Raw genomic sequence first — 19,024 nt, 5'->3', positions numbered from 1 at the left:
CGAAACTTAGTCGCTTCCGGCTCTCGAGGTATACAGTCACAGGCATATCGCTTATCACGCCGAGCATATGACACAGCGTTTGGACTTCGACAAGATCGAGCTCTACCTCATCCGGGTGCTGAAGACCTTGATCACCGAACGAAGCGTCTCCCGGGCTGCCATGCGCTTGCAAAGCACGCAGCCTGCCGTCAGTGCCCAGCTGAAGCGGCTGCGCGCACTCACGGGTGATCCGTTGCTGGTGCGCGCCGGCAACGCGATGGCGCCCACCGACACGGCGCTGCGATTGCTCGACCCGGCCACCCGGATCTTGCAGGATGCGGACCGGCTGTTCAGCCCCCGCGCCCACCAGCGTGCGTTCGATCCGCTGGCCAGCACCACGACTTTCCGCATCGCGGCGAGCGACTATCTCGACCCGCTCTTCCTGCCCGAGCTGGTCGCGCACCTGAAGCAGGTCGCGCCGAAGGTGAAGCTCGAGTTGATGCCGCTGTCTGGCGGGTTCGACTACCGGCGCGGCCTGGCCGCCGCCGAGGTCGACCTGGTGATTGGCAACTGGCTGAAGCCGCCGGAGGAGCTGCACCTGGGCCGCCTGCTGACCGACGAGATCGTCTGCCTCGTCGCCGAGGACCACCCGGTGGTGCGCGCCGCCAATGGCCGCGGCTGGTCGCCCGAACGCTACTTGGCCTGCGAGCATGTCGCGCCGACGCCGTTCTTCGCCGGCTCGCACGGCGCCTCGCCGGGCGTGATCGACGAGCACCTCGCGTCGCTGGGCGTCAGCCGCGACGTGATGGTCCGCAGCGCGCACTTCAGCCTGATCCCGCTGATGGTCGCCCAGAGCCTGCTGGTGCTGACGACCGGTCGGCTGTTCTGCTCGCGCTACGTGGACAGCCTGCCGGTGCGCATCGTGCGCTGCCCGGTGCCGTTCCCGCCGCTGACCTACTACCAGCTGTGGCACGACCTGACCCATGCGTCGGCCTCGGGCCGCTGGTTGCGCGACCAGGTGCGGGACGTGGCGCGCAACCTCACCGGGCACGGGATGCTGCGGCGCGTGCAAGGATCGACCACATGAGCGCGACGACCACGCGCATCGCCCTGCGCGGCGACCTGCTCGACTTCACCGGCGACCCCGGTTGGGGCGAGACCGAGTCCGCGGCGGTGCGCTTCCGCCCCGACCAATGGCTGCTGGTCGAGAACGGCCGCATCGTCGGCGCGCAATCCGAATCGCCCGACGACACCTGGGAACGCCACGACCAGCGCGGTCGCCTGATCCTGCCCGGCTTCATCGACACCCACGTCCACATGCCGCAGCTCGACGTGATCGCGAGCTACGGCACCGAGCTGCTCGACTGGCTCAACACCTACACCTTCCCGGCGGAGACCGCGTTCGCCGACCCGGAGCGGTCGCGGCTCGGGGCCCAACTGTTCGTCGAGGCCTTGCTGGCCCACGGCACGACCGCGGCCGTGGTGTTCCCGACCGCACACAAGGTCTCGGCCGACGCGCTGTTCGCCGCCGCGCAGCAGCACGACATGCGCCTGATCACCGGCAAGGTGCTGCAGGACCGCCACTCGCCCGACGGCCTGCGCGACGACGTGGTGCAGGCGCAGGCCGACTCGCGCGACCTGATCTCGCGCTGGCACGGCGTCGACCGGCTCGCCTATGCCGTGACGGTGCGCTTCGCGCCGTCCAGCTCGCCCGAGCAACTCGCGATGGCCGGCGCGCTGTGCGCGGCCGACCCGACCCTGTACATGCAGACCCACGTGGCCGAGAACCGGGCCGAGGTCGCCTGGGTCAAGGAACTCTTCCCCGAGGCGCGCAGCTATCTCGATGTCTACGCCCGCGCCGGCCTGCTGCACCCGCGCAGCGTGCTCGCGCACGGGATCTGGCTCGACGACGCCGACCGCGAGGCGCTGCGCGCCTCGGGCGCGCAGATCGCGCACAGCCCGTCGTCCAACCTGTTCCTCGGCAGCGGGCTGTTCGACTGGAACGCTGCGATCGCGGCCGGCGCGGCCGTCAGCCTGGCGACCGACGTCGGCGGCGGCACCAGCCTGTCGATGGTCCGCACGATGGCTGACGCCTACAAGGTGCAGGCGATGGCCGGCCAGCGCCTCACGGCCTGGAAGGCGCTCCACGCCGCCACGCTCGGCGCGGCGCAGGCGCTCGGGCTGGCCGACGAGATCGGCTCGTTCGAGCCCGGTCGCGTGGCCGACCTCTGCGTGTGGGACTGGGCCGCAGACCCGGTCGCGCTGCGCCGCATGGAACTCGCGCGCCACCTGCACGAGCGCGCGTTCGCGTGGATGACGCTGGCGGACGACCGCAACCTGGTGCAGACCTGGGTGGCTGGCGCGTTGCGGCACCAGCGCCGCGGCGCCTGAGCGCGGGTCGAGGCCAGGCGGCGGGTCCGGACTTTGCGAGCATGATCATCGTCATAGGAGACTGACACCGTGTTGCGACTCGAACTGGTCAACATCAGCAAGCAGTACCCCGCCGTGAAGGCGAACGATTCGGTCAACCTGCAGGTGGCCCCCGGCGAGATCCACGCCGTGCTCGGCGAGAACGGCGCCGGCAAGTCGACCATGATGAAGATGATCTACGGCGCCGTCCGGCCCGACGAGGGCGAGATCCGCTGGAACGGTCAGGCCGTCAACATCCGCAACCCGCAGGAGGCGCGCACGCTCGGCATCAGCATGGTGTTCCAGCACTTCAGCCTGTTCGACACGCTGAGCGCGGCCGAGAACGTCTGGCTGGGGCTGGACAAGTCGCTCAGCCTGGCCGAGGTGACGCAGCGGATGATGAAGGTCGAGAAGGAGTACGGCCTCGATGTCGAGCCGCTGCGGCCGGTCCACACGCTGTCGGTCGGCGAACGCCAGCGGGTCGAGATCGTGCGCGCGCTGATGACGAACCCGAAGTGCCTGATCCTCGACGAGCCGACCTCGGTGCTGACGCCGCAGGCCGTCGACAAGCTGTTCGTCACGTTGCGCAAGCTCGCCAGCGAGGGCACCAGCATCCTCTACATCAGCCACAAGCTCGACGAGATCCGCGCGCTGTGCACCAACTGCACGGTGCTGCGCGGCGGCAAGGTCACCGGCATGGTCGACCCGCGCACCGAGACCAATGCCGGGCTGTCGCGCCTGATGATCGGCGCCGAGCCACCGCAACTGAAGCACCTGCAGGCCAAGCTCGGCGACGTGGTCCTCGATGTGCGCGGCCTCACGCTGCCGAAGGAGGACCACTTCGGCATGAACCTGACGGACATCCGCTTCCAGGTGCGCGCGGGGGAGATCCTCGGCATCGCCGGCGTCTCGGGCAACGGCCAGCAGGAGCTGATGGCGGCGATGTCCGGCGAGGACCCGCGCTCGCCGAAAGACTCGATGCACCTGTTCGGCAAGGATATTTCCCGTGAAACGCCGCGCGAACGTCGTGCCGCCGGCCTGCATTTCGTGCCCGAGGAGCGCCTGGGCCGCGGCGCGGTGCCCACGCTGTCGCTCGCCGCGAACACGATGCTGACGCGCACCGAGGCGATCGGCCGCTCGGGCTGGATCCGCACCGGCGAGGTCACCGCCCTGGCGCAGGAGCTGATCCGGCGCTTCAACGTGAAGGCCGGCGGGCCGGGCGCGGCAGCGAAGAGCCTGTCCGGCGGCAACCTGCAGAAGTTCATCGTCGGCCGCGAGATCCACGCCAACCCGAAGCTGCTGATCGTCTCGCAGCCGACCTGGGGCGTGGATGTGGGCGCCGCCGCGCAGATCCGCGGCGAACTGCTCGCGCTGCGCGACCAGGGCTGCGCGCTGCTGGTCGTCAGCGAGGAGCTCGACGAGTTGTTCGAGATCTGCGACCGGCTGGTGGTGATCGCGCAGGGCAAGGTGTCGCCGAGCGTGAACACCTCGGACGCGACGATCGAGATGATCGGGGAATGGATGAGCGGCCTGTGGAACAAGAATGCCGCCGACAAGGAGACCGCACATGCTCAAGCTTGAAGCCCGACCGGAGCAATCCAAGGTCATGTCGTTGATGTCGCCGGTGCTCGCACTGGCGATCACGGTGGTGATCGGCACCATCCTGTTCATGCTGCTCGGCAAGGACCCGATGCGCGGCCTGTACGTGTTCTTCGTCGAGCCGCTGAAGAGCGTCTACGCGCTGACCGAGCTCGCGATGAAGGCGACGCCGCTGATCCTGATCGCGCTCGGGCTGGCGGTGTGCTTCCGCTCGAACGTGTGGAACATCGGCGCCGAGGGTCAGTTCGTGGTCGGCGCGATCGCCGCCGCGGGCGTGGCGATGTCGGCCGACAAGGACACCGGCCGCTGGATCGTCGCCGCCGTGCTCGCGGCCGGCGTGCTGGGCGGCATGGCGTGGGCCGGGCTCGTCGCGTTCCTGCGCGACCGCTTCAACGCGAACGAGATCCTCGTCAGCCTGATGCTGGTGTACGTGGCCGACCAGGTGCTCGGCTACCTGGTCTACGGCCCGTGGAAGGACCCGGCCGGCTTCAACTTCCCGCAGACGATCACGTTCCTGAAGTCGACCAGCGTGCCGAAGCTGTTCACGGGCTTTCGCGTCAACATCGGGCTGATCATCGCGCTGCTCGCGGTCGGCGCGTTCTGGGTGCTGCTCTTCCGCACGTACGCCGGCTTCCAACTGCAAGTCGGTGGGCTCGCGCCGGCGGCAGCGCGCTATGCCGGCTTCTCGTCGCGCAAGGCGCTGTGGACGGCGCTGCTGCTGTCGGGCGGCATGGCCGGCCTGGCCGGTGCACTCGAGGTCGCCGGGCCGCTCGGCCAGCTCACGCCGTACGTGCCGGCCGGCTACGGCTTCGCGGCGATCATCGTTGCGTATGTGGGGCGGCTGCACCCGGTGGGCATCATCTTCTCGGCGATCCTGATGAGCATGTTCTACATCGGCGGCGAACTCGCGCAGTCGCGGCTCGGGTTGCCGAAGTCGCTGACGGGCGTGTTCCAGGGGCTGCTGCTGTTCACGCTGCTGGCCTGCGACACGCTGATCGCGTATCGCATTCGCTGGAAGGCTTCGCGGCCGGTTCCGGTCAAAACTGCGGCGCCTTTGGTTGGGGCGACGACGGTGAAGGGGGCTTGAGATGATTGCCGAACTCCTTTCATCGTCGAGCGTTTCGCGGCAGGCTGCACCCGGCAGGGGCTCATCCGGTGGCGGTCGTCGCTGCGCGCCGACTCCGTTCCGGTGCTCGCTCCGGGGCCTGCCGGGTGCCGCCTGCCGCGACCCCCACCACCCGCGCACTTCCGGGGAAGCGCCTCCACGCGTGCAGCAAAGGGGGGTGCGCAGCGCACCCGGGCGCGCCTTTGGCGCTGCCACCGAGGCAAGCAAGACCAGCAGGAGCAACTGAACAATGGACTCCATCGCACTCCTCCTCGCCGCGACCCTCAACTCCGGCACCGTCCTCGCGTTCGCCGCACTCGGCCTGCTGATCAACGAGCGCGCGGGCATCGTCAACCTCGGCGCCGAAGGGATGATGCTGGTCGCCGCGATCGCCGGCTATGCGACCGCGGTCCACACCGGCAGCGACACGCTCGCCTTCATCGGCGGCGCCGCAGCCGGCGCGTTGCTGGCGGCCGCGTTCGGCATCCTGGTGATCTACCTGAACACCAACCAGTACGCCACCGGCCTGGCGCTCAGCCTGTTCGGGGCCGGCTTCTCGGCGTTCGTCGGCATCTCCTACACGCAGGCGAAGCTGAGCGAACGGCCCAACTTCGCGGTCCCGTACCTGTCGGACATCCCGCTCGTCGGCCCGGCGCTGTTCAAGCAGCACCCGATGGTCTACCTCGCGATTGTGCTGACTGTCGCCCTCGCGTGGTTCCTGTACCGCTCGCGCGCCGGCCTGGTGCTGCGCGCGGTCGGCGAATCGCCCGAATCGGCGCATGCGCTGGGCTACCCGGTGCGCCGCATCCGCATGTTCGCGGTGATGGTCGGCGGCGCGCTGTGCGGCATCTCGGGCGCCTACATCTCGGTCGTCTACACGCCGCTGTGGGTCGAGGGCATGGTGGCCGGCAAGGGCTGGATCGCGCTCGCGCTGACGACCTTCGCGACCTGGCGGCCGGCACGTGTCTTGCTCGGAGCGTACCTGTTCGGCGGCGTCACGATGCTGCAGTTCCACCTGCAAGGCGAGGGCGTGCAGATCCCGAGCCAGTTCCTGACGATGATGCCGTACCTGGCCACCATCGTCGTGCTGGTGCTGATCTCGCGCAACGCCACCTTCATCCGCGTCAACATGCCCGCGTCGATCGGCAAGCCGTTCTTCCCGGGCAGCTAGACGACGCCAAAACCGGCTACGCCTTGTCACATAATTCCTGCGCTTCGCCCCAACCCCGATTTTCCCCACTGGAGACGACATGACCCTGCAATCCAAGCGTTCACTGATCAAGCTGGCTGGCCTCAGCTCGATCGCGGCGGCCGCCGCGCTCGTCGGCTGCGGCAAGAAGGAAGAAGCACCGGTCGCGCCGGCGCCGGCTCCTGCACCCGTCGCTGCGGCATCGGCCGCGCCGGCCAAGGCCGAGCCGCTGAAGATCGCGTTCGCGTACGTCGGCCCGGTCGGTGACGGCGGCTGGACCTTCGCGCACGACAACGCCCGCAAGGCGGTCGAGAAGGAATTCGGCGACAAGGTCGTCACCAGCTTCGTCGAGAAGGTGCCTGAGGCGGCCGACGCCGAACGCGTGTTCCGCGACATGGCCAGCCAGGGCAACAAGCTGATCTTCGGCACGACCTTCGGCTACATGGAGCCGATGCTCAAGGTGGCGGCCGACCTGAAGGACGTGAAGTTCGAGCACGCCACCGGCTACAAGCAGTCCGACAACATGCGCACCTACGACTCGCGCACGTACGAGGGCGCCTACATGGCCGGCGTGATCGCCGGCGGCATGAGCAAGACGGGCACGATCGGCGTGGTCGGCTCGATCCCGATCCCGGAAGTCATCCGCAACATCAACAGCTTCACGCTCGGCGCGCAGTCGGTGAACCCGAAGATCAAGACCAAGGTGGTCTGGGTCAACGAATGGTTCAACCCGCCGAAGGAAACCGAAGCCGCGCAGTCGCTGATGAACGGCGGCGCCGACGTGCTGATGCAGAACACCGACTCGTCGGCTGTGCTGCAGACTGCCGAGAAGGCCGGCAAGCTGGCCTTCGGCTGGGACAGCGACATGACCGCCTACGCGCCGAAGGCGCACCTCGCCTCGGCCGTCATCAACTGGGCCCCGTACTACATCAAGGCCACCAAGGAAGCGCTCGACGGCTCGTGGAAGGGCAACCAGGCTGCGTGGTGGGGCGTCAAGGAAGGCGCGATCGACATCGTCTCGATTTCCGACAAGGTGCCGGCCGAACTCAAGGCCAAGGTCGACGCCGTGAAGGCCGGCCTGAAGGACGGCTCGTTCCAGATCTGGAAGGGCCCGATCATGGGCTCCGACGGCAAGGAAGTGCTGGCCAAGGACGCGGTCGCCGACGACAAGTTCCTCGGCGGCATCAAGTTCTACGTCAAGGGCGTCGAAGGCAAGGTGCCAGGCGGCGACGGCAAGTAAGACCACGCGGGGCGCGCTGCGCTTCGTATCATCCGGAGGCCGCTGAACGCGGGCTTCTTTGAGAGGCCGCCAACGCGGCCTCTTTTCATTGGGAACCGCCGCACATGATCGACTTCGACGACATCCCCCGCGAGCGCCTGCCGGCGCTGCTGCAGGCCATGCCCAAGGCCGAGCTGCACATCCACATCGAAGGCTCGCTCGAGCCGGAACTGATCTTCGCGCTCGCGCAGCGCAACGGTGTCGCGCTGCCGTACCCGGACGTCGAGGCGCTGCGTGCCGCGTATGCGTTCACCGACCTGCAGAGCTTCCTCGACATCTACTACGCCGGCGCGAGCGTGCTGCTGAAGGAGGAAGATTTCTTCGATATGGCCATGGCGTATTTCAGGCGCGCCGCGGCCGACAACGTCGTGCGCGCCGAACTGTTCTTCGACCCGCAGACCCACACCGACCGCGGCGTGCCGATCGGCACGGTGATCGGCGGGCTGACCCGCGCCTGCGACACCGCGCGGCGCGACTTGGGCGTCGACGCCGCGCTGATCCTGTGCTTCCTGCGTCACCTCAGCGAGGAGGCGGCCCTCGAGACGCTCGAAGCGGCGCTGCCGTACCGTGACCGGTTCATCGGCGTCGGCCTGGACAGCAGCGAGAAGGGCAACCCGCCCGAGAAGTTCGCGCGCGTGTTCGCGCGCTGCAGGGAACTGGGCCTGCACCTCGTCGCCCATGCCGGCGAGGAGGGGCCGCCGGCCTACATCTGGAGCGCGCTCGATGTGCTGCATGTCGAGCGCATCGACCACGGCGTGGCCTGCCTGGCCGACCCGGCGCTGGTCGCGCGCCTGGCGGCCGAGCGCGTGCCGCTGACCGTGTGCCCGCTGTCGAACATCAAGTTGTGCGTCTACCCGGCAATGGGCGCGCACAACCTGGCCGCGCTGCTCGACGCCGGCCTGTGCGCGACCGTCAACTCCGACGACCCGGCGTACTTCGGCGGCTACATCAACCAGAACTTCCTCGAGGCGTTCGCTGCGCTGCCGCAGCTGACCGCGCGCCATGCGCACCGGCTCGCGGCCAACAGCTTCGAAGCCAGCTTCGCCGATCCCGAATCGAAAGCCCGCTGGCTTCGGTCACTCGACAAGGTCTTTGCCGAGAACTGAATTTCGCCCTCTATCATCGGCGCCGTCCCAACCCCCGGCTGCGCCAAGATGCTCGAACTGCTGACCGACCCGCAAGCCTGGATCGCCCTCGCGACGCTGACCGCCCTCGAGCTGGTGCTCGGCATCGACAACATCGTCTTCATCTCGATCCTGGTCGACAAGCTGCCCAAGGCGCAGCGCGAGAAGGCACGGCGCATCGGCCTGTTCATGGCGATGTTCATGCGGATCGGGCTGCTGCTGGTGCTCGCGTGGATCGTCGGCCTCGTCGCGCCGCTGTTCACGGTGCTCGGCCAGGAGATCTCCGGGCGCGACCTGATCCTGATCGCCGGCGGCCTGTTCCTGATCTACAAGGCCACCGGCGAGATCCACCAGTCGCTCGAAGGTGAGGAGGGCCACGCGTCGAGCGCGGTCAAGGCCACGTTCACCGCGGTGATCCTGCAGATCATGGTGGTCGACATGGTGTTCTCGCTCGATTCGATCATCACCGCGGTCGGCATGGTCGATCGCATCGAGGTGATGATCGCGGCGGTGATCGCGTCGGTCGGGCTGATGATGCTGTTCGCCGGCACGATCGGTCGCTTCGTCTCCGACCACCCGACGATCAAGATGCTCGCGCTGTCGTTCCTGGTCGTCGTCGGCGTGGTGCTGATCGCCGAAGGCTTCGACCAGCACGTGCCGAAGGGCTACGTCTACTTCGCGATGGCGTTCTCGGTCGGCGTCGAGATGCTGAACATCACGATGCGCAAGCGCGCGAAGAAGGCGGTGGTGCTCCACGCCGACTACGTCGCCGACGACAAGCCGCCAACTTGAAGCGCCCCGCGCGGCGATAATCGCTCGACCCGCCGCCTGCGTGCCCCCGCAGGCGGTTTTTCCTTCCCCCGGGGCCATGTAGAGGAACACCATGTTCAAAAACCTCGCCCGCGCCAGCGTTGTCACGCTGGGCGCGATGCTCGCCGTCACGGCGTCACCCGCGGTCCACGCGCAGGCCCCGGCGACCAGGCCGCCGCTGAAGGTCGCGTTCGTCTACGTCAGCCCGATCGGCGACGCCGGCTGGACCTTCCAGCACGAGCAGGGCCGCCTGGCGATGCAGAAGGCGCTTGGCGACCAGGTCGCGACCAGCGTGGTCGAATCCGTCGCCGAAGGCCCCGACTCGGAACGCGTGATCCGCGATCTGGCGGCGCAGGGCAACCGGCTGATCTTCGCGACCAGCTTCGGTTACCTCGAGCCGACGCTGCGCGTCGCGGCGGACCACCCCGACGTGAAGTTCGAGCACGCCGGCGGCTACAAGACCGCCGCCAACGTGAACACCTACAACGCGCGCTACTACGAGGCGCGCTACCTCGCCGGGCTGCTGGCGGGCAAGACCAGCAGGAGCGGCATCGCCGGCTACGTGGCCGGCTTCCCGGTGCCGGAGGTCGTGCAGGGCATCAACGCGTTCGCGCTCGGCATGCGCGAGGCCAACCCGGCCGCGACCGTGAAGGTGCTGTGGCTCAACACCTGGTTCGACCCGGCCCGCGAGCGCGAAGCGGCGCAGTCCCTGATCAACCAGGGCGCCGACGTGCTGACCAACCACAGCGGCTCGCCGGCCGTGCCGCAGACCGCGCAGGCCAACTTCAAGGCCAAGGGCGTGCGCGCGATCGCCTACCAGAGCGACATGAGCCGCTACGCGCCCGACGCGCAGCTCGCCGCCGTCACGCTGCACTGGGGCGGCTACTACACGCGGGTCGCGCGCGCCGCACTCGCGGGCACCTGGAAGCCCGAGCCTTACTGGGGCGGCATGAAGGACGGCGTGGTGCAGCTGAGCCCGATCGCGCGCGACGTGCCCGCCGCGACCCTGGCGCTGGTCGACGCACGCCGCGCGCAGATCGTTGCCGGCCGGTTCCAGCCGTTCACCGGGCCGCTGGTCGACAACGAAGGCAAGGTGCGGCTGGCGCGCAGCACGCTCGACGACGCGGCGATCTCGACGATGAACTGGTTCGTGCGCGGCGTGGCCGGCAGCGTGCCGAAGCCGTGACCGCCTAGACGGCCTGCCGCCACGCGGTCGGCTCGACGAAGTGCCGGTTCAGCAGCGCCACCAGCCGGTGCACACGCCAGGCGCCGTCGATGAACAGGTAGTCGGGGCAGACGCCTTCGTCCTGGAAGTTCAGGCGCTTCAGCACCTCGGCGCTGCGCCAGTTCTCGGGCCGGTAGGCGGCCTGGATGCGGTGCAGGTTGATCTGCGGCGAAAACATCTCGCCGATCGCGCAGCCCAGCGCCTCGGTCATCAGCGCCTGGCCTTCGTAGGGCTGGTCGAGTGCGTAGCCGAGATTGCAGCTGTGGAACGCGCCGCGCACGATGTTGGAGAAGTTGATCGTGCCGATCACGCGGTGCGTGTCGCCGATCGGTTGCATCAGGTAGCGGAAGCCGCTGCCGGCGGCGAACGCGGCGGCCGCGTCGCGCAACCGCTGCGCCTGTACGGCCTCGCTGAAGAAGCCGGCTTCGGTCGGCGGGTCCCACGGCGCGAGATGCGCGCGGTTGCGCTCGTGGAAGTCGGCCAGCGCGCCTGCCAGGTGTTCGTCGGCCGCGACCAGCCTCAGCCGTGCGGTCAGCAGCAGCGGGGCAGCGACAGGTGAACCGGTGTCATCCATCGCTGCGATTGGATCACGCGGCGACGCGGCCCGCCTCGAGCTGGCTTGCCAACCGGGTGGCCTGCGGGCCGAAGGCGTAGGCGTCCATGCCGATGCAGCCCAGATCGACGCCCGCGTGCAGCCGCACCGGCGCGTGGTCGCGGCCCCCGGCGCCGGCCGCCACGTACCAGGGCAGCAGGTGCTCGTCGGTCGGGTGCATGTCGACGGCGTGGGGCGCGCGGCGCCGGTAGTCGAGCAGCGCGTCCCAGTCGCGCGCGATGCCGCGGTCATTCATCCACTCGCGGAAGGCCGTGCTCTCGGGGATCTCGGGCCGCGCGCCGCTCGGGCGCAGGCCGCCGGCGAACGCCCGCCGCAGGTTGTGCGTGATGCTGCCCGTGCCCAGGATCAGCACGCCCTCGTCGGCCAGCGGGGCAAGCGCCTGGCCGAGCGCGAACTGCTGCGCCGGGCTTTGGTCCGGCACGAAGGCCAGCGGCAGCACCGCCACGTCGGCCTGCGGGTAGATGTAGCGCAGCGCGGTCCAGATGCCGTGGTCCAGGCCGCCGTCGTCGAGCAAGTGCACCGCCAGGCCCGACGATTCCATGAGCCCGGCGATCTGGCGCGCCAGCGCCGGTGCGCCGGCGGCGTCGTAGCGCAGCTGGTTGAGCCGTGGGTCGAAATTGCCGAAGTCGTAGACCGCGCTGTGCTGCGCGCCAGCCAGCAGCACCGGCGCCCGCGCCGCGGTGTGGGCCGAGATCGCGAGGATCGCGGTCGGGCGGCCGAACTCCGCGTCGATCGCCGGGCCGAGCGTGCGCATGAACGCGCCGGCCGCGCCGGGCTCGAGCGCGATCATCGGCGAACCGTGGGAGACGAAGACGGGGGGCAGGGCAGTGTGCTTCATGAGGTCATTACAGCACCGCGTCGGCCGGCCGGCGTTCGAGGCGCTTGCATGCAGCGTTCGAGCGGAATGCCCCCCGCCCGCGGCGCCGCGGGCCGAGTCGTGTAAGTTCCGCCGCATGAACGATTCGACGACGACCGCCGCGCCGCGGCCCCCTTCGGCCGCGGTGCTGGCCTGGCGCCAGATGGCGCGCGACTTGCGGGCCGGCGAGCTGCGCCTGCTGGTGGTCGCGGTGATGCTGGCGGTGGCGGCGCTGACCGCAGTGGGCTTCTTCGCCGATCGGATCAACGGCGGCCTCGCCCGCGACGCCCGGCAACTGCTGGGCGGCGACGCCATCGTCTCGTCCGACCAGCCGGCGCCGCCGGCCTTCGCCGCCAAGGCGCGCGAGCTCGGGCTGCTGACCGCGTCGACCGCGGGCTTTCCGAGCATGGGACGAGCGAGCGAGCAGCAGGGCGGCGCGTCGCGGCTGGTCAGCGTCAAGGCGGTCAGCGAGGCCTACCCGTTGCGCGGCCAGGTCACCGTGGGCGGCGCGCCGGGCGCGAAGGAAGAGTTGCGCGCCGGCGCCCCCCAGCGCGGCACCGCGTGGGTCGATCCGGCGCTGCTCGGCGCGCTGAACCTGAAGGTCGGCGACACGCTGCTGCTCGGCGATGCCAGCCTGCGGATCGAGCGGCGCATCGTCAACGAGCCCGACCGCGGCACCGGTTTCGCGTCGTTCGCGCCGCGCGTGATGCTGAACGAGGGGGACCTGCCCGCCACCGGCCTGATCCAGCCGGCCAGCCGCGTCAACTACCGGCTCGCGGTCGCCGCCCGAGGGTCCGACGAGCGGGCGGTGCAGCAGTTCGTCGCGTGGGCCGAGGCGCAGGTCAAGAGCGCCGGCCTGCGCGGGCTGCGGATCGAGTCGCTCGCCACCGGTCGGCCCGAGATGCGCCAGACGCTCGACCGCGCGGCCAAGTTCCTGAACCTGGTGGCGCTGCTGTCGGCGCTGCTCGCGGCGGTGGCGGTCGGCATCGCGTCGCGCGATTTCGCGAGCCGCCATCTCGACGACTGCGCGATGCTGCGCGTGCTGGGCCTGCCGCAGCGCACGATCGCGCTGCAGTACATCGCCGAGTTCGGCGCGGTCGGCCTGATCGCCAGCGTGGCCGGTGTGGTGCTGGGCTTCGCGGTGCACTACGTGTTCGTGCTGCTGCTGGCCGGCCTGGTCGATTCCAGCCTGCCGACGCCGAGCCTGTGGCCCGCGCTGTTCGGCCTGGGGGTCGGTTTCACGCTGCTGATGGGCTTCGGCCTGCCGCCGGTGCTGCAGCTGGCGCAGGTGCCGCCGCTGCGGGTGATCCGACGCGACGTGGGCGCGCTGCGGCCGGCGTCGATCGCGGTGCTCGCCGCCGGCGCGCTCGGCTTCGCCGCGCTGCTGCTGGCGGTGTCGAGCGACCTGAAGCTCGGGCTGATCGCGGTCGGCGGTTTCGCCGCGGCGATCGCCGTGTTCGCGCTGCTGTCGTGGCTCGCCGTGATACTGCTGCGCCGCGCCGTGCCCGAGGCGCGTGCGCCGCGCTGGCTGGTGCTCGCGACCCGCCAGATCGCCGCACGCCCGGCGTTCGCGGTGCTGCAGGTGTCGGCGCTCAGCGTCGGGCTGCTGGCGCTGGTGCTGCTGGTGCTGCTGCGCACCGACCTGATCGACAGCTGGCGCCAGGCCACGCCGAAGGACGCGCCGAACCGCTTCGTCATCAACGTGCAGCCGGACCAGGCCGAGGCGTTTCGCCAGCGCCTCGACGACGCAGGCGTGAAGCGCTACGACTGGTTCCCGATGATCCGCGGCCGGCTGGTCGCGATCAACGGCAAGCCGGTCCGGCTCGAGGACTATGCGGAGGACCGGGCCCAGCGCCTGCTCGACCGCGAGTTCAACCTCAGCCACGACGCCGACATGCCGCCGCACAACCTGCTCGCCGCGGGCCGCTGGACACGCGACGAGCCCAATGCGGTCAGCGTCGAAGAGGGCCTGGCGCAGACGCTCGGGCTGAAGCTCGGCGACGAGCTGCGCTTCGATGTCGGCGGCGCCACCGCGCAGGGCCGCATCACCAGCCTGCGCAAGGTCGACTGGAGCTCGATGCGGGTCAACTTCTTCGTCATGTTCCCGACCGCGAACATGGTGGACGTGCCGGTCAGCTACATCGCGGCCTACCGGGCGCCCGAGGGGCCGAAGGGCGGCGTGGCCTTCGACAACGGGCTGGCGCGCGATTTCCCGAACATCACCGCGATCGATGTGTCGGCCTCGATCGCGCAGATCCAGCGGGTGCTCGACCAGGTGGTGCGCGCGGTCGAATTCCTGTTCGGCTTCACGCTCGCGGCCGGGCTGGTGGTGCTGTTCGCAGCCGTCACCGCGACGCGCGAGGCGCGCTCGCGCGAGTTCGCGGTCATGCGCGCGCTCGGCGCCAGCGGCACGCTGCTCGGGCAGGTGCAGCGGGCCGAGCTGCTCGGCGTCGGCGCGCTCGCCGGCGTGCTGGCCTCGGGCGCCGCCATGGCGGTCGGCTGGGCGCTCGCGCGCTACGTGTTCGAGTTCAGCTGGAGCGCCGCGCCCTGGGTGCCGCTGGCCGGCGGCGCGGCCGGCGCGCTGCTCGCCCTCGCCGCCGGCTGGTGGGGCCTGCGCGACGTGCTGCGCCGGCCGGTGGTGCAGACACTGCGGCAGGCCGCGGATGTCTGACGGCTGAAAAAGCGAAGGGCCGCATCGCGCGGCCCTGTCGTCGTCACGGCACTATCGGGTCGTCAGAACGATTCCCAGTCGTCGGTGCCGCTCTTGGCGGCGGCCGCGGCGGGGCTGTCGGCCTTCGCGGCGGGTGCCGGCGGCGTGAAGGTCGGACGGACCACGTTGGTCGCGCGGTTCGGGCCGCGCCGCTCGACCGGCGGCGTGGTCGCGCCAACCGGCGCGGCAGTCGGCGCGACCGCATGGTGCAGCGTCGGCACCGCGGCGCGGGCCTTGGCGGCGACCGGCGCTGCCGGCTTGCTCGGCGCGGCCGGGGCGGCGGCCACGTGATGGCGCCCATCATCGGCCAGCTTGAACACTGCGACTGCGGCGACCAGCTGCTGGGCCTGGTTGCGCAGGCTCTCGGCGGCGGCGGCGCTTTCCTCGACCAGCGCGGCGTTCTGCTGCGTGGTCTTGTCCATCTCGGTGACGGCGTCGCCGACCTGCGCCACGCCGGCGCTCTGCTCGGTGCTCGCGGCGCTGATCTCGGCCATGATGTCGGTGACGCGCTTGATCGAGGTCACGACCTCGGTCATCGTCGCGCCGGCCTGGTCGACCTGCACGGTGCCCTGCTCGACGCGCTCGACGCTCGCCGAGATCAGCGCCTTGATTTCCTTGGCCGCATCGGCGCTGCGCTGCGCGAGGCTGCGCACCTCCGAGGCGACGACCGCGAAGCCGCGGCCCTGTTCGCCGGCCCGGGCGGCTTCGACCGCCGCGTTCAGCGCCAGGATGTTCGTCTGGAACGCGATGCCGTCGATCACGCTGATGATGTCCGCGATCTTGCGCGACGATTCGTTGATGCCCTTCATCGTCTCCACGACCTGACCGACGGCGTCACCGCCGCGGACCGCGACCGTGCTGGCGTTCTGGGCCAGCTGGTTCGCCTGCTTGGCGTTGTCGGCGTTCTGGCGGACGGTGGCGCCGAGCTGTTCCATCGAGGCGGCGGTTTCCTCGAGCGCGCTGGCCTGCTGCTCGGTGCGCGAGCTGAGGTCCTGGTTGCCGGCGGCGATCTCGGTCGAGCCGGTCGAGATCGAATCGCTGGCGTGGCGCACGTTGCCGACCACTTTCACCAGGCTGTCGTTCATCTGCTTCAGCGCGCCCAGCAGCTGGCCGGCCTCGTCGGTGTTCCTGACCTCGATGTGGGTCGTCAGGTCGCCTTCGGCGACGCGGCGGGCCACCGAGACGGCCTCGTGCAGCGGACGGGTGATCGAGCGCGTCAGCAGCCAGGCGATGAAGATCCCCAGGGCCAGCGAGGCGGCGCTGATCACGATGATCAGCCACTTGGCCCGTTCGTAGGTGGCCTGGGCGGCGGCCGCGCTGTCGACCGATTCCTTCTTCAGCAGATCGTTGAACGCGGCGACATGGCCGATCACCTGGGTCAGCAGCGGCATGCAGTCCTGGGTCAGCGCCTTCACGGCCTCGTCGGTATTCTGCGTCGTGGCCAGGCCGACGATGCGCGTGGCGATCGGCAGGTACTTGCCCTCCAGCGACCGCAGCTTGTCCAGCATCTCGCGCTCTTCCGCGCTCGACGACTCCGGTGACTTCTGCATCACGGCGGTCAGTTCGGCGATGCCCTTGTCGATCGCGGTCTGGGCGGTCTTGACACGCTCCAGGTCCGGCTTCTGGGCCGCGGGTTCGGTCAGCAGCGCGAGGTTGCGCGCGGCGATGGCGCGCGCGCCGATGTTGGCGGAGATCTCGTTCAGCGCCTTCAGCTTGGCCTCGCCGACTTCGGTGATGGTCGTGACATTGCTGGACAGGTCCGCCATCTGGCGCATGCCGATGCCGGTGGTGACCAGCTGCAGCGTCAACAGGGCGGCGAAGCCCAGTCCGAGACGCATGCCGACCTTCATGTTGCCGATGACTTTCATTGCTGCTGGATCCTTGGTGGCTGCAAAGCGGCTCCAGAACTGCCCGGCCGCGGGTACGGACGCTCGAGCGAGCGTCCGCTCTTTCAGTGAATCGTGTTGATCAGGCCCATCTCTTCGCTGGCCATCAGGCCCTCGATGTCCATCAGGATGAGCATCCGCTCGGCCACGCTGCCGATGCCGGTGATGAAACTGGTGTCGACCGCCGAGCTCATCTCGGGGGCCGGCTTGATCGTGTCCGCGTCGAGCGCGAGCACATCGGAGACCGAGTCGACGACGGCGCCGACGACGCGGCCCTTGACGTTCAGCACGATCACGACCGTGAAGCTGTTGTATTCGGCGGTCTCGCACGAGAGCTTCAGGCGCAGGTCGACGATCGGGACGATCACGCCGCGCAGGTTGACGACGCCCTTGATGAACGGCGGCGCATTCGCGATGCGGGTCGGCGGCTCGTACGAGCGGATTTCCTGGACCTTCAGGATGTCGATCCCGTATTCCTCGGCGCCGAGGCGGAAGGTGAGGAACTCGCCACCGGCGGCAGCCGCCGCGCGGGCGCTTTCGTGGGAGGCGATCTGGCGGGCGTCGGTGATCATGTCCATGGTGTTTCTTTCGACGTTTGTTAACAAATCTGAAGCGAGAAATGCGCGAGGAATTCGGGACTCACGCGGCCATTGCCGGCGTGCGGGCGTCCAGCCGGAAGGTGGAGACCACCTGCGACAGCCGCGCCGCCTGCTCGCGCAAGCTCTCGGCGGCGGCGGCCGACTCTTCGACGAGCGCGGCGTTCTGCTGCGTCATCTGGTCCAACTGAGTCACTGCGCCGTTGATCTGGCTGATGCCGCTGCTCTGTTCGTTCGAGGCGACGGTGATCTCGCCGATGATGTCCGAGACGCGCTGCACCGAGCCGACGATCTCGGTCATCGTGCGGCCCGCATCGGCCACCAGGCGCGAGCCGCCGGCGACCTTGTCGACGCTGGCGCCGATCAGGCCCTTGATCTCGCGCGCCGCCGTCGCCGAGCGCTGTGCGAGCGAGCGCACCTCGCCGGCCACGACCGCGAAGCCGCGGCCCTGCTCGCCGGCGCGCGCCGCCTCGACGGCCGCGTTCAGGGCGAGGATGTTGGTCTGGAACGCGATCCCGTCGATCACGCCGATGATGTCGGCGATCTTCTTCGACGAGCTATTGATGTCCTCCATCGTCGCGACCACCTGCTCGACGACGCTGCCGCCGCGTGCGGCGACTTCGGCCGCCGACAGCGCGAGCTGCTTGGCCTGGAGCGCGGCATCGGCCGTGTGCTTGACGGTGCCGGTGACCTGCTCCATCGACGAGGCCGTCTGCTGCAGGTTGGACGCGGTCTGCTCGGTGCGGGCCGACAGGTCCTGGTTGCCCATCGCCACTTCGCTGCTGGCGGTCTGGATGCTGTCGGTCGAGCTGCGCACTTCGCCGACCAGCGTGCGCAGTGCGGCCTGCATGCGGCCGAGCGTGCGCAGCATGTCGCCGAGTTCGTCGCGGCGGTTCGAGGTCAGCGTCTGCGACAGGTCGCCTTCGGCGATCGTCGCGGCGGCGGCCACGCCCTCGTGCAGCGGCACCGTCACCGAACGGGTGATCACGAAGGCCATCGTGGCACCCAGCGCGAGGGCCAGGCCGAGCAACCCGAGCAGCACCTTGCCCGCGGTGCGGATGCCGGCCTCGAGCGTCGCCGACTCCTGCGCGGCGCGCGTGGTGTGGAAGGCATGGACCTTGTCCATCGCCGCCAGGTAGGCGGTCGAAGCGGGCAGCATCTTTTCCTTGAGCAGCGACTCGGCAAGCAGGTAATCGGCCTGCTTGATCGCGCCGAACACCAGGTTGCGCTTGGCGATGTAGTCCTCTCGCTGGCGTGCCACGGTGGTCATCAGCGTCTTGCCCTCGTCGCCGCTGACCAGCCCCTCGAGCTGCTTCTGGATCACGCCGATCTCGGCCGAGGTCTGCTTGACCAGCGGGTCGAAGTAGGCCTGCACCTCCGGCTGGCCGCTCGACTTGGCGATGGCCACGGCCCGCGCCACGTTCAGTTCGGTCTTGCCTTTCCACTCCTGGGCCAGGCCGGCCTGCTGCTGCGAACTCAGCGACGCGGTGAGGCCGGCGTCGGTCGACTGCAGCTGACGCCACGCGAAGGACACGATGAAGAGCAGCAGGAGCAGCACGGCGCCGAAGCCGAGTCCGAGTCGGGTGGCGATGCGCAGGTTGTTCAGGGACATGGTGTTGGGGAATTCAGCGGTGGAGAGGGTTG

General features: G+C 69.5%; 15 protein-coding genes. 10 read left to right on the top strand and 5 right to left on the bottom strand.

The genetic code is table 11. The features are described 5' to 3' along the window. Positions 1-67 precede the first annotated feature (67 nt). The 9 genes from ACWH49_RS04815 to ACWH49_RS04775 all read left to right on the top strand — a co-directional run bounded on the left by ACWH49_RS04815 (position 68) and on the right by ACWH49_RS04775 (position 10,680). Entirely contained in the window at positions 68-1,066 is a 999-nt protein-coding gene (locus ACWH49_RS04815; RefSeq protein WP_448170425.1) for a LysR family transcriptional regulator, read from the top strand. Next, positions 1,063-2,370 (top strand): guanine deaminase, encoded by a 1,308-nt coding sequence (guaD, locus tag ACWH49_RS04810; protein ID WP_448170424.1) that lies wholly within the window; start codon positions 1,063-1,065, stop codon positions 2,368-2,370. Before ACWH49_RS04815 ends, guaD begins: the two co-directional genes overlap by 4 nt. A gap of 69 nt (positions 2,371-2,439) precedes the next feature. Next, positions 2,440-3,969: an ABC transporter ATP-binding protein gene (locus tag ACWH49_RS04805; protein WP_448170423.1), complete on the top strand. Its 1,530-nt coding sequence runs from the start codon at positions 2,440-2,442 to the stop codon at positions 3,967-3,969. Next, positions 3,956-5,074, top strand: a complete 1,119-nt coding sequence (locus ACWH49_RS04800) for an ABC transporter permease (protein ID WP_448170422.1) — start codon at positions 3,956-3,958, stop codon at positions 5,072-5,074. The genes ACWH49_RS04805 and ACWH49_RS04800 overlap by 14 nt, the downstream gene beginning before the upstream one ends. A 268-nt stretch (positions 5,075-5,342) precedes the next feature. Further along, a complete protein-coding gene (locus ACWH49_RS04795) occupies positions 5,343-6,263 on the top strand; it encodes an ABC transporter permease (protein WP_448170421.1) in 921 nt (306 codons plus the stop codon). Between the two features lie 79 nt (positions 6,264-6,342). Further along, positions 6,343-7,521, top strand: a complete 1,179-nt coding sequence (locus ACWH49_RS04790) for a BMP family ABC transporter substrate-binding protein (RefSeq protein WP_448170420.1) — start codon at positions 6,343-6,345, stop codon at positions 7,519-7,521. 104 nt (positions 7,522-7,625) lie between these two features. After that, positions 7,626-8,666, top strand: a complete 1,041-nt coding sequence (locus ACWH49_RS04785; protein ID WP_448170419.1) for an adenosine deaminase — start codon at positions 7,626-7,628, stop codon at positions 8,664-8,666. A gap of 48 nt (positions 8,667-8,714) precedes the next feature. Continuing rightward, positions 8,715-9,476, top strand: coding sequence for a TerC family protein (locus ACWH49_RS04780; RefSeq protein ID WP_448170418.1), 762 nt, complete (start codon positions 8,715-8,717; stop codon positions 9,474-9,476). A 91-nt stretch (positions 9,477-9,567) separates the two neighbouring features. After that, entirely contained in the window at positions 9,568-10,680 is a 1,113-nt protein-coding gene (locus tag ACWH49_RS04775; protein ID WP_448170417.1) for a BMP family ABC transporter substrate-binding protein, read from the top strand. A gap of 4 nt (positions 10,681-10,684) precedes the next feature. On the opposite strand, the gene ACWH49_RS04770 is transcribed toward ACWH49_RS04775, so the two are convergent. After that, positions 10,685-11,293 carry a GNAT family N-acetyltransferase gene (locus tag ACWH49_RS04770; protein ID WP_448170416.1) on the bottom strand — a complete coding sequence of 203 codons (609 nt, stop codon included), beginning with the start codon at positions 11,291-11,293 and terminating at the stop codon, positions 10,685-10,687. 13 nt (positions 11,294-11,306) lie between these two features. Then, positions 11,307-12,170: a dioxygenase family protein gene (locus tag ACWH49_RS04765; RefSeq protein WP_448170415.1), complete on the bottom strand. Its 864-nt coding sequence runs from the start codon at positions 12,168-12,170 to the stop codon at positions 11,307-11,309. Between the two features lie 115 nt (positions 12,171-12,285). On the opposite strand from ACWH49_RS04765, the gene ACWH49_RS04760 reads away from it, so the two are divergent. After that, positions 12,286-14,859: an ABC transporter permease gene (locus tag ACWH49_RS04760; protein ID WP_448170414.1), complete on the top strand. Its 2,574-nt coding sequence runs from the start codon at positions 12,286-12,288 to the stop codon at positions 14,857-14,859. 62 nt (positions 14,860-14,921) lie between these two features. Here the strand turns inward: ACWH49_RS04760 and ACWH49_RS04755 are convergent, their stop codons facing one another. The 3 genes from ACWH49_RS04755 to ACWH49_RS04745 form a co-directional block, all read right to left on the bottom strand. Continuing rightward, positions 14,922-16,766, bottom strand: a complete 1,845-nt coding sequence (locus tag ACWH49_RS04755) for a methyl-accepting chemotaxis protein (protein WP_448170413.1) — start codon at positions 16,764-16,766, stop codon at positions 14,922-14,924. A gap of 83 nt (positions 16,767-16,849) precedes the next feature. Continuing rightward, entirely contained in the window at positions 16,850-17,362 is a 513-nt protein-coding gene (locus tag ACWH49_RS04750; protein ID WP_200947118.1) for a chemotaxis protein CheW, read from the bottom strand. 61 nt (positions 17,363-17,423) lie between these two features. Further along, complete coding sequence (locus tag ACWH49_RS04745; protein WP_448170412.1) at positions 17,424-18,992, bottom strand: methyl-accepting chemotaxis protein; 1,569 nt, start codon at positions 18,990-18,992, stop codon at positions 17,424-17,426. Positions 18,993-19,024: the final 32 nt, after the last annotated feature.

Source organism: Rhizobacter fulvus, from assembly GCF_964020785.1.
The sequence above is the reverse complement of the archived record's forward strand: the minus strand, read 5'-3'. Positions and strand labels throughout refer to the sequence as shown.

Excerpts from the sequence above, each read along its gene's own strand:
- ACWH49_RS04815 (WP_448170425.1), top strand. The coding sequence starts at position 68 with ATGACACAGCGTTTGGACTTCGACAAGATCGAGCTCTACCTCATCCGG.
- guaD (WP_448170424.1), top strand. The coding sequence starts at position 1,063 with ATGAGCGCGACGACCACGCGCATCGCCCTGCGCGGCGACCTGCTCGAC.
- ACWH49_RS04800 (WP_448170422.1), top strand. The coding sequence starts at position 3,956 with ATGCTCAAGCTTGAAGCCCGACCGGAGCAATCCAAGGTCATGTCGTTG.
- ACWH49_RS04795 (WP_448170421.1), top strand. The coding sequence starts at position 5,343 with ATGGACTCCATCGCACTCCTCCTCGCCGCGACCCTCAACTCCGGCACC.
- ACWH49_RS04790 (WP_448170420.1), top strand. The coding sequence starts at position 6,343 with ATGACCCTGCAATCCAAGCGTTCACTGATCAAGCTGGCTGGCCTCAGC.
- ACWH49_RS04785 (WP_448170419.1), top strand. The coding sequence starts at position 7,626 with ATGATCGACTTCGACGACATCCCCCGCGAGCGCCTGCCGGCGCTGCTG.
- ACWH49_RS04780 (WP_448170418.1), top strand. The coding sequence starts at position 8,715 with ATGCTCGAACTGCTGACCGACCCGCAAGCCTGGATCGCCCTCGCGACG.
- ACWH49_RS04775 (WP_448170417.1), top strand. The coding sequence starts at position 9,568 with ATGTTCAAAAACCTCGCCCGCGCCAGCGTTGTCACGCTGGGCGCGATG.
- ACWH49_RS04770 (WP_448170416.1), bottom strand. The coding sequence starts at position 11,293 with ATGGATGACACCGGTTCACCTGTCGCTGCCCCGCTGCTGCTGACCGCA.
- ACWH49_RS04765 (WP_448170415.1), bottom strand. The coding sequence starts at position 12,170 with ATGAAGCACACTGCCCTGCCCCCCGTCTTCGTCTCCCACGGTTCGCCG.
- ACWH49_RS04760 (WP_448170414.1), top strand. The coding sequence starts at position 12,286 with ATGAACGATTCGACGACGACCGCCGCGCCGCGGCCCCCTTCGGCCGCG.
- ACWH49_RS04755 (WP_448170413.1), bottom strand. The coding sequence starts at position 16,766 with ATGAAAGTCATCGGCAACATGAAGGTCGGCATGCGTCTCGGACTGGGC.
- ACWH49_RS04750 (WP_200947118.1), bottom strand. The coding sequence starts at position 17,362 with ATGGACATGATCACCGACGCCCGCCAGATCGCCTCCCACGAAAGCGCC.
- ACWH49_RS04745 (WP_448170412.1), bottom strand. The coding sequence starts at position 18,992 with ATGTCCCTGAACAACCTGCGCATCGCCACCCGACTCGGACTCGGCTTC.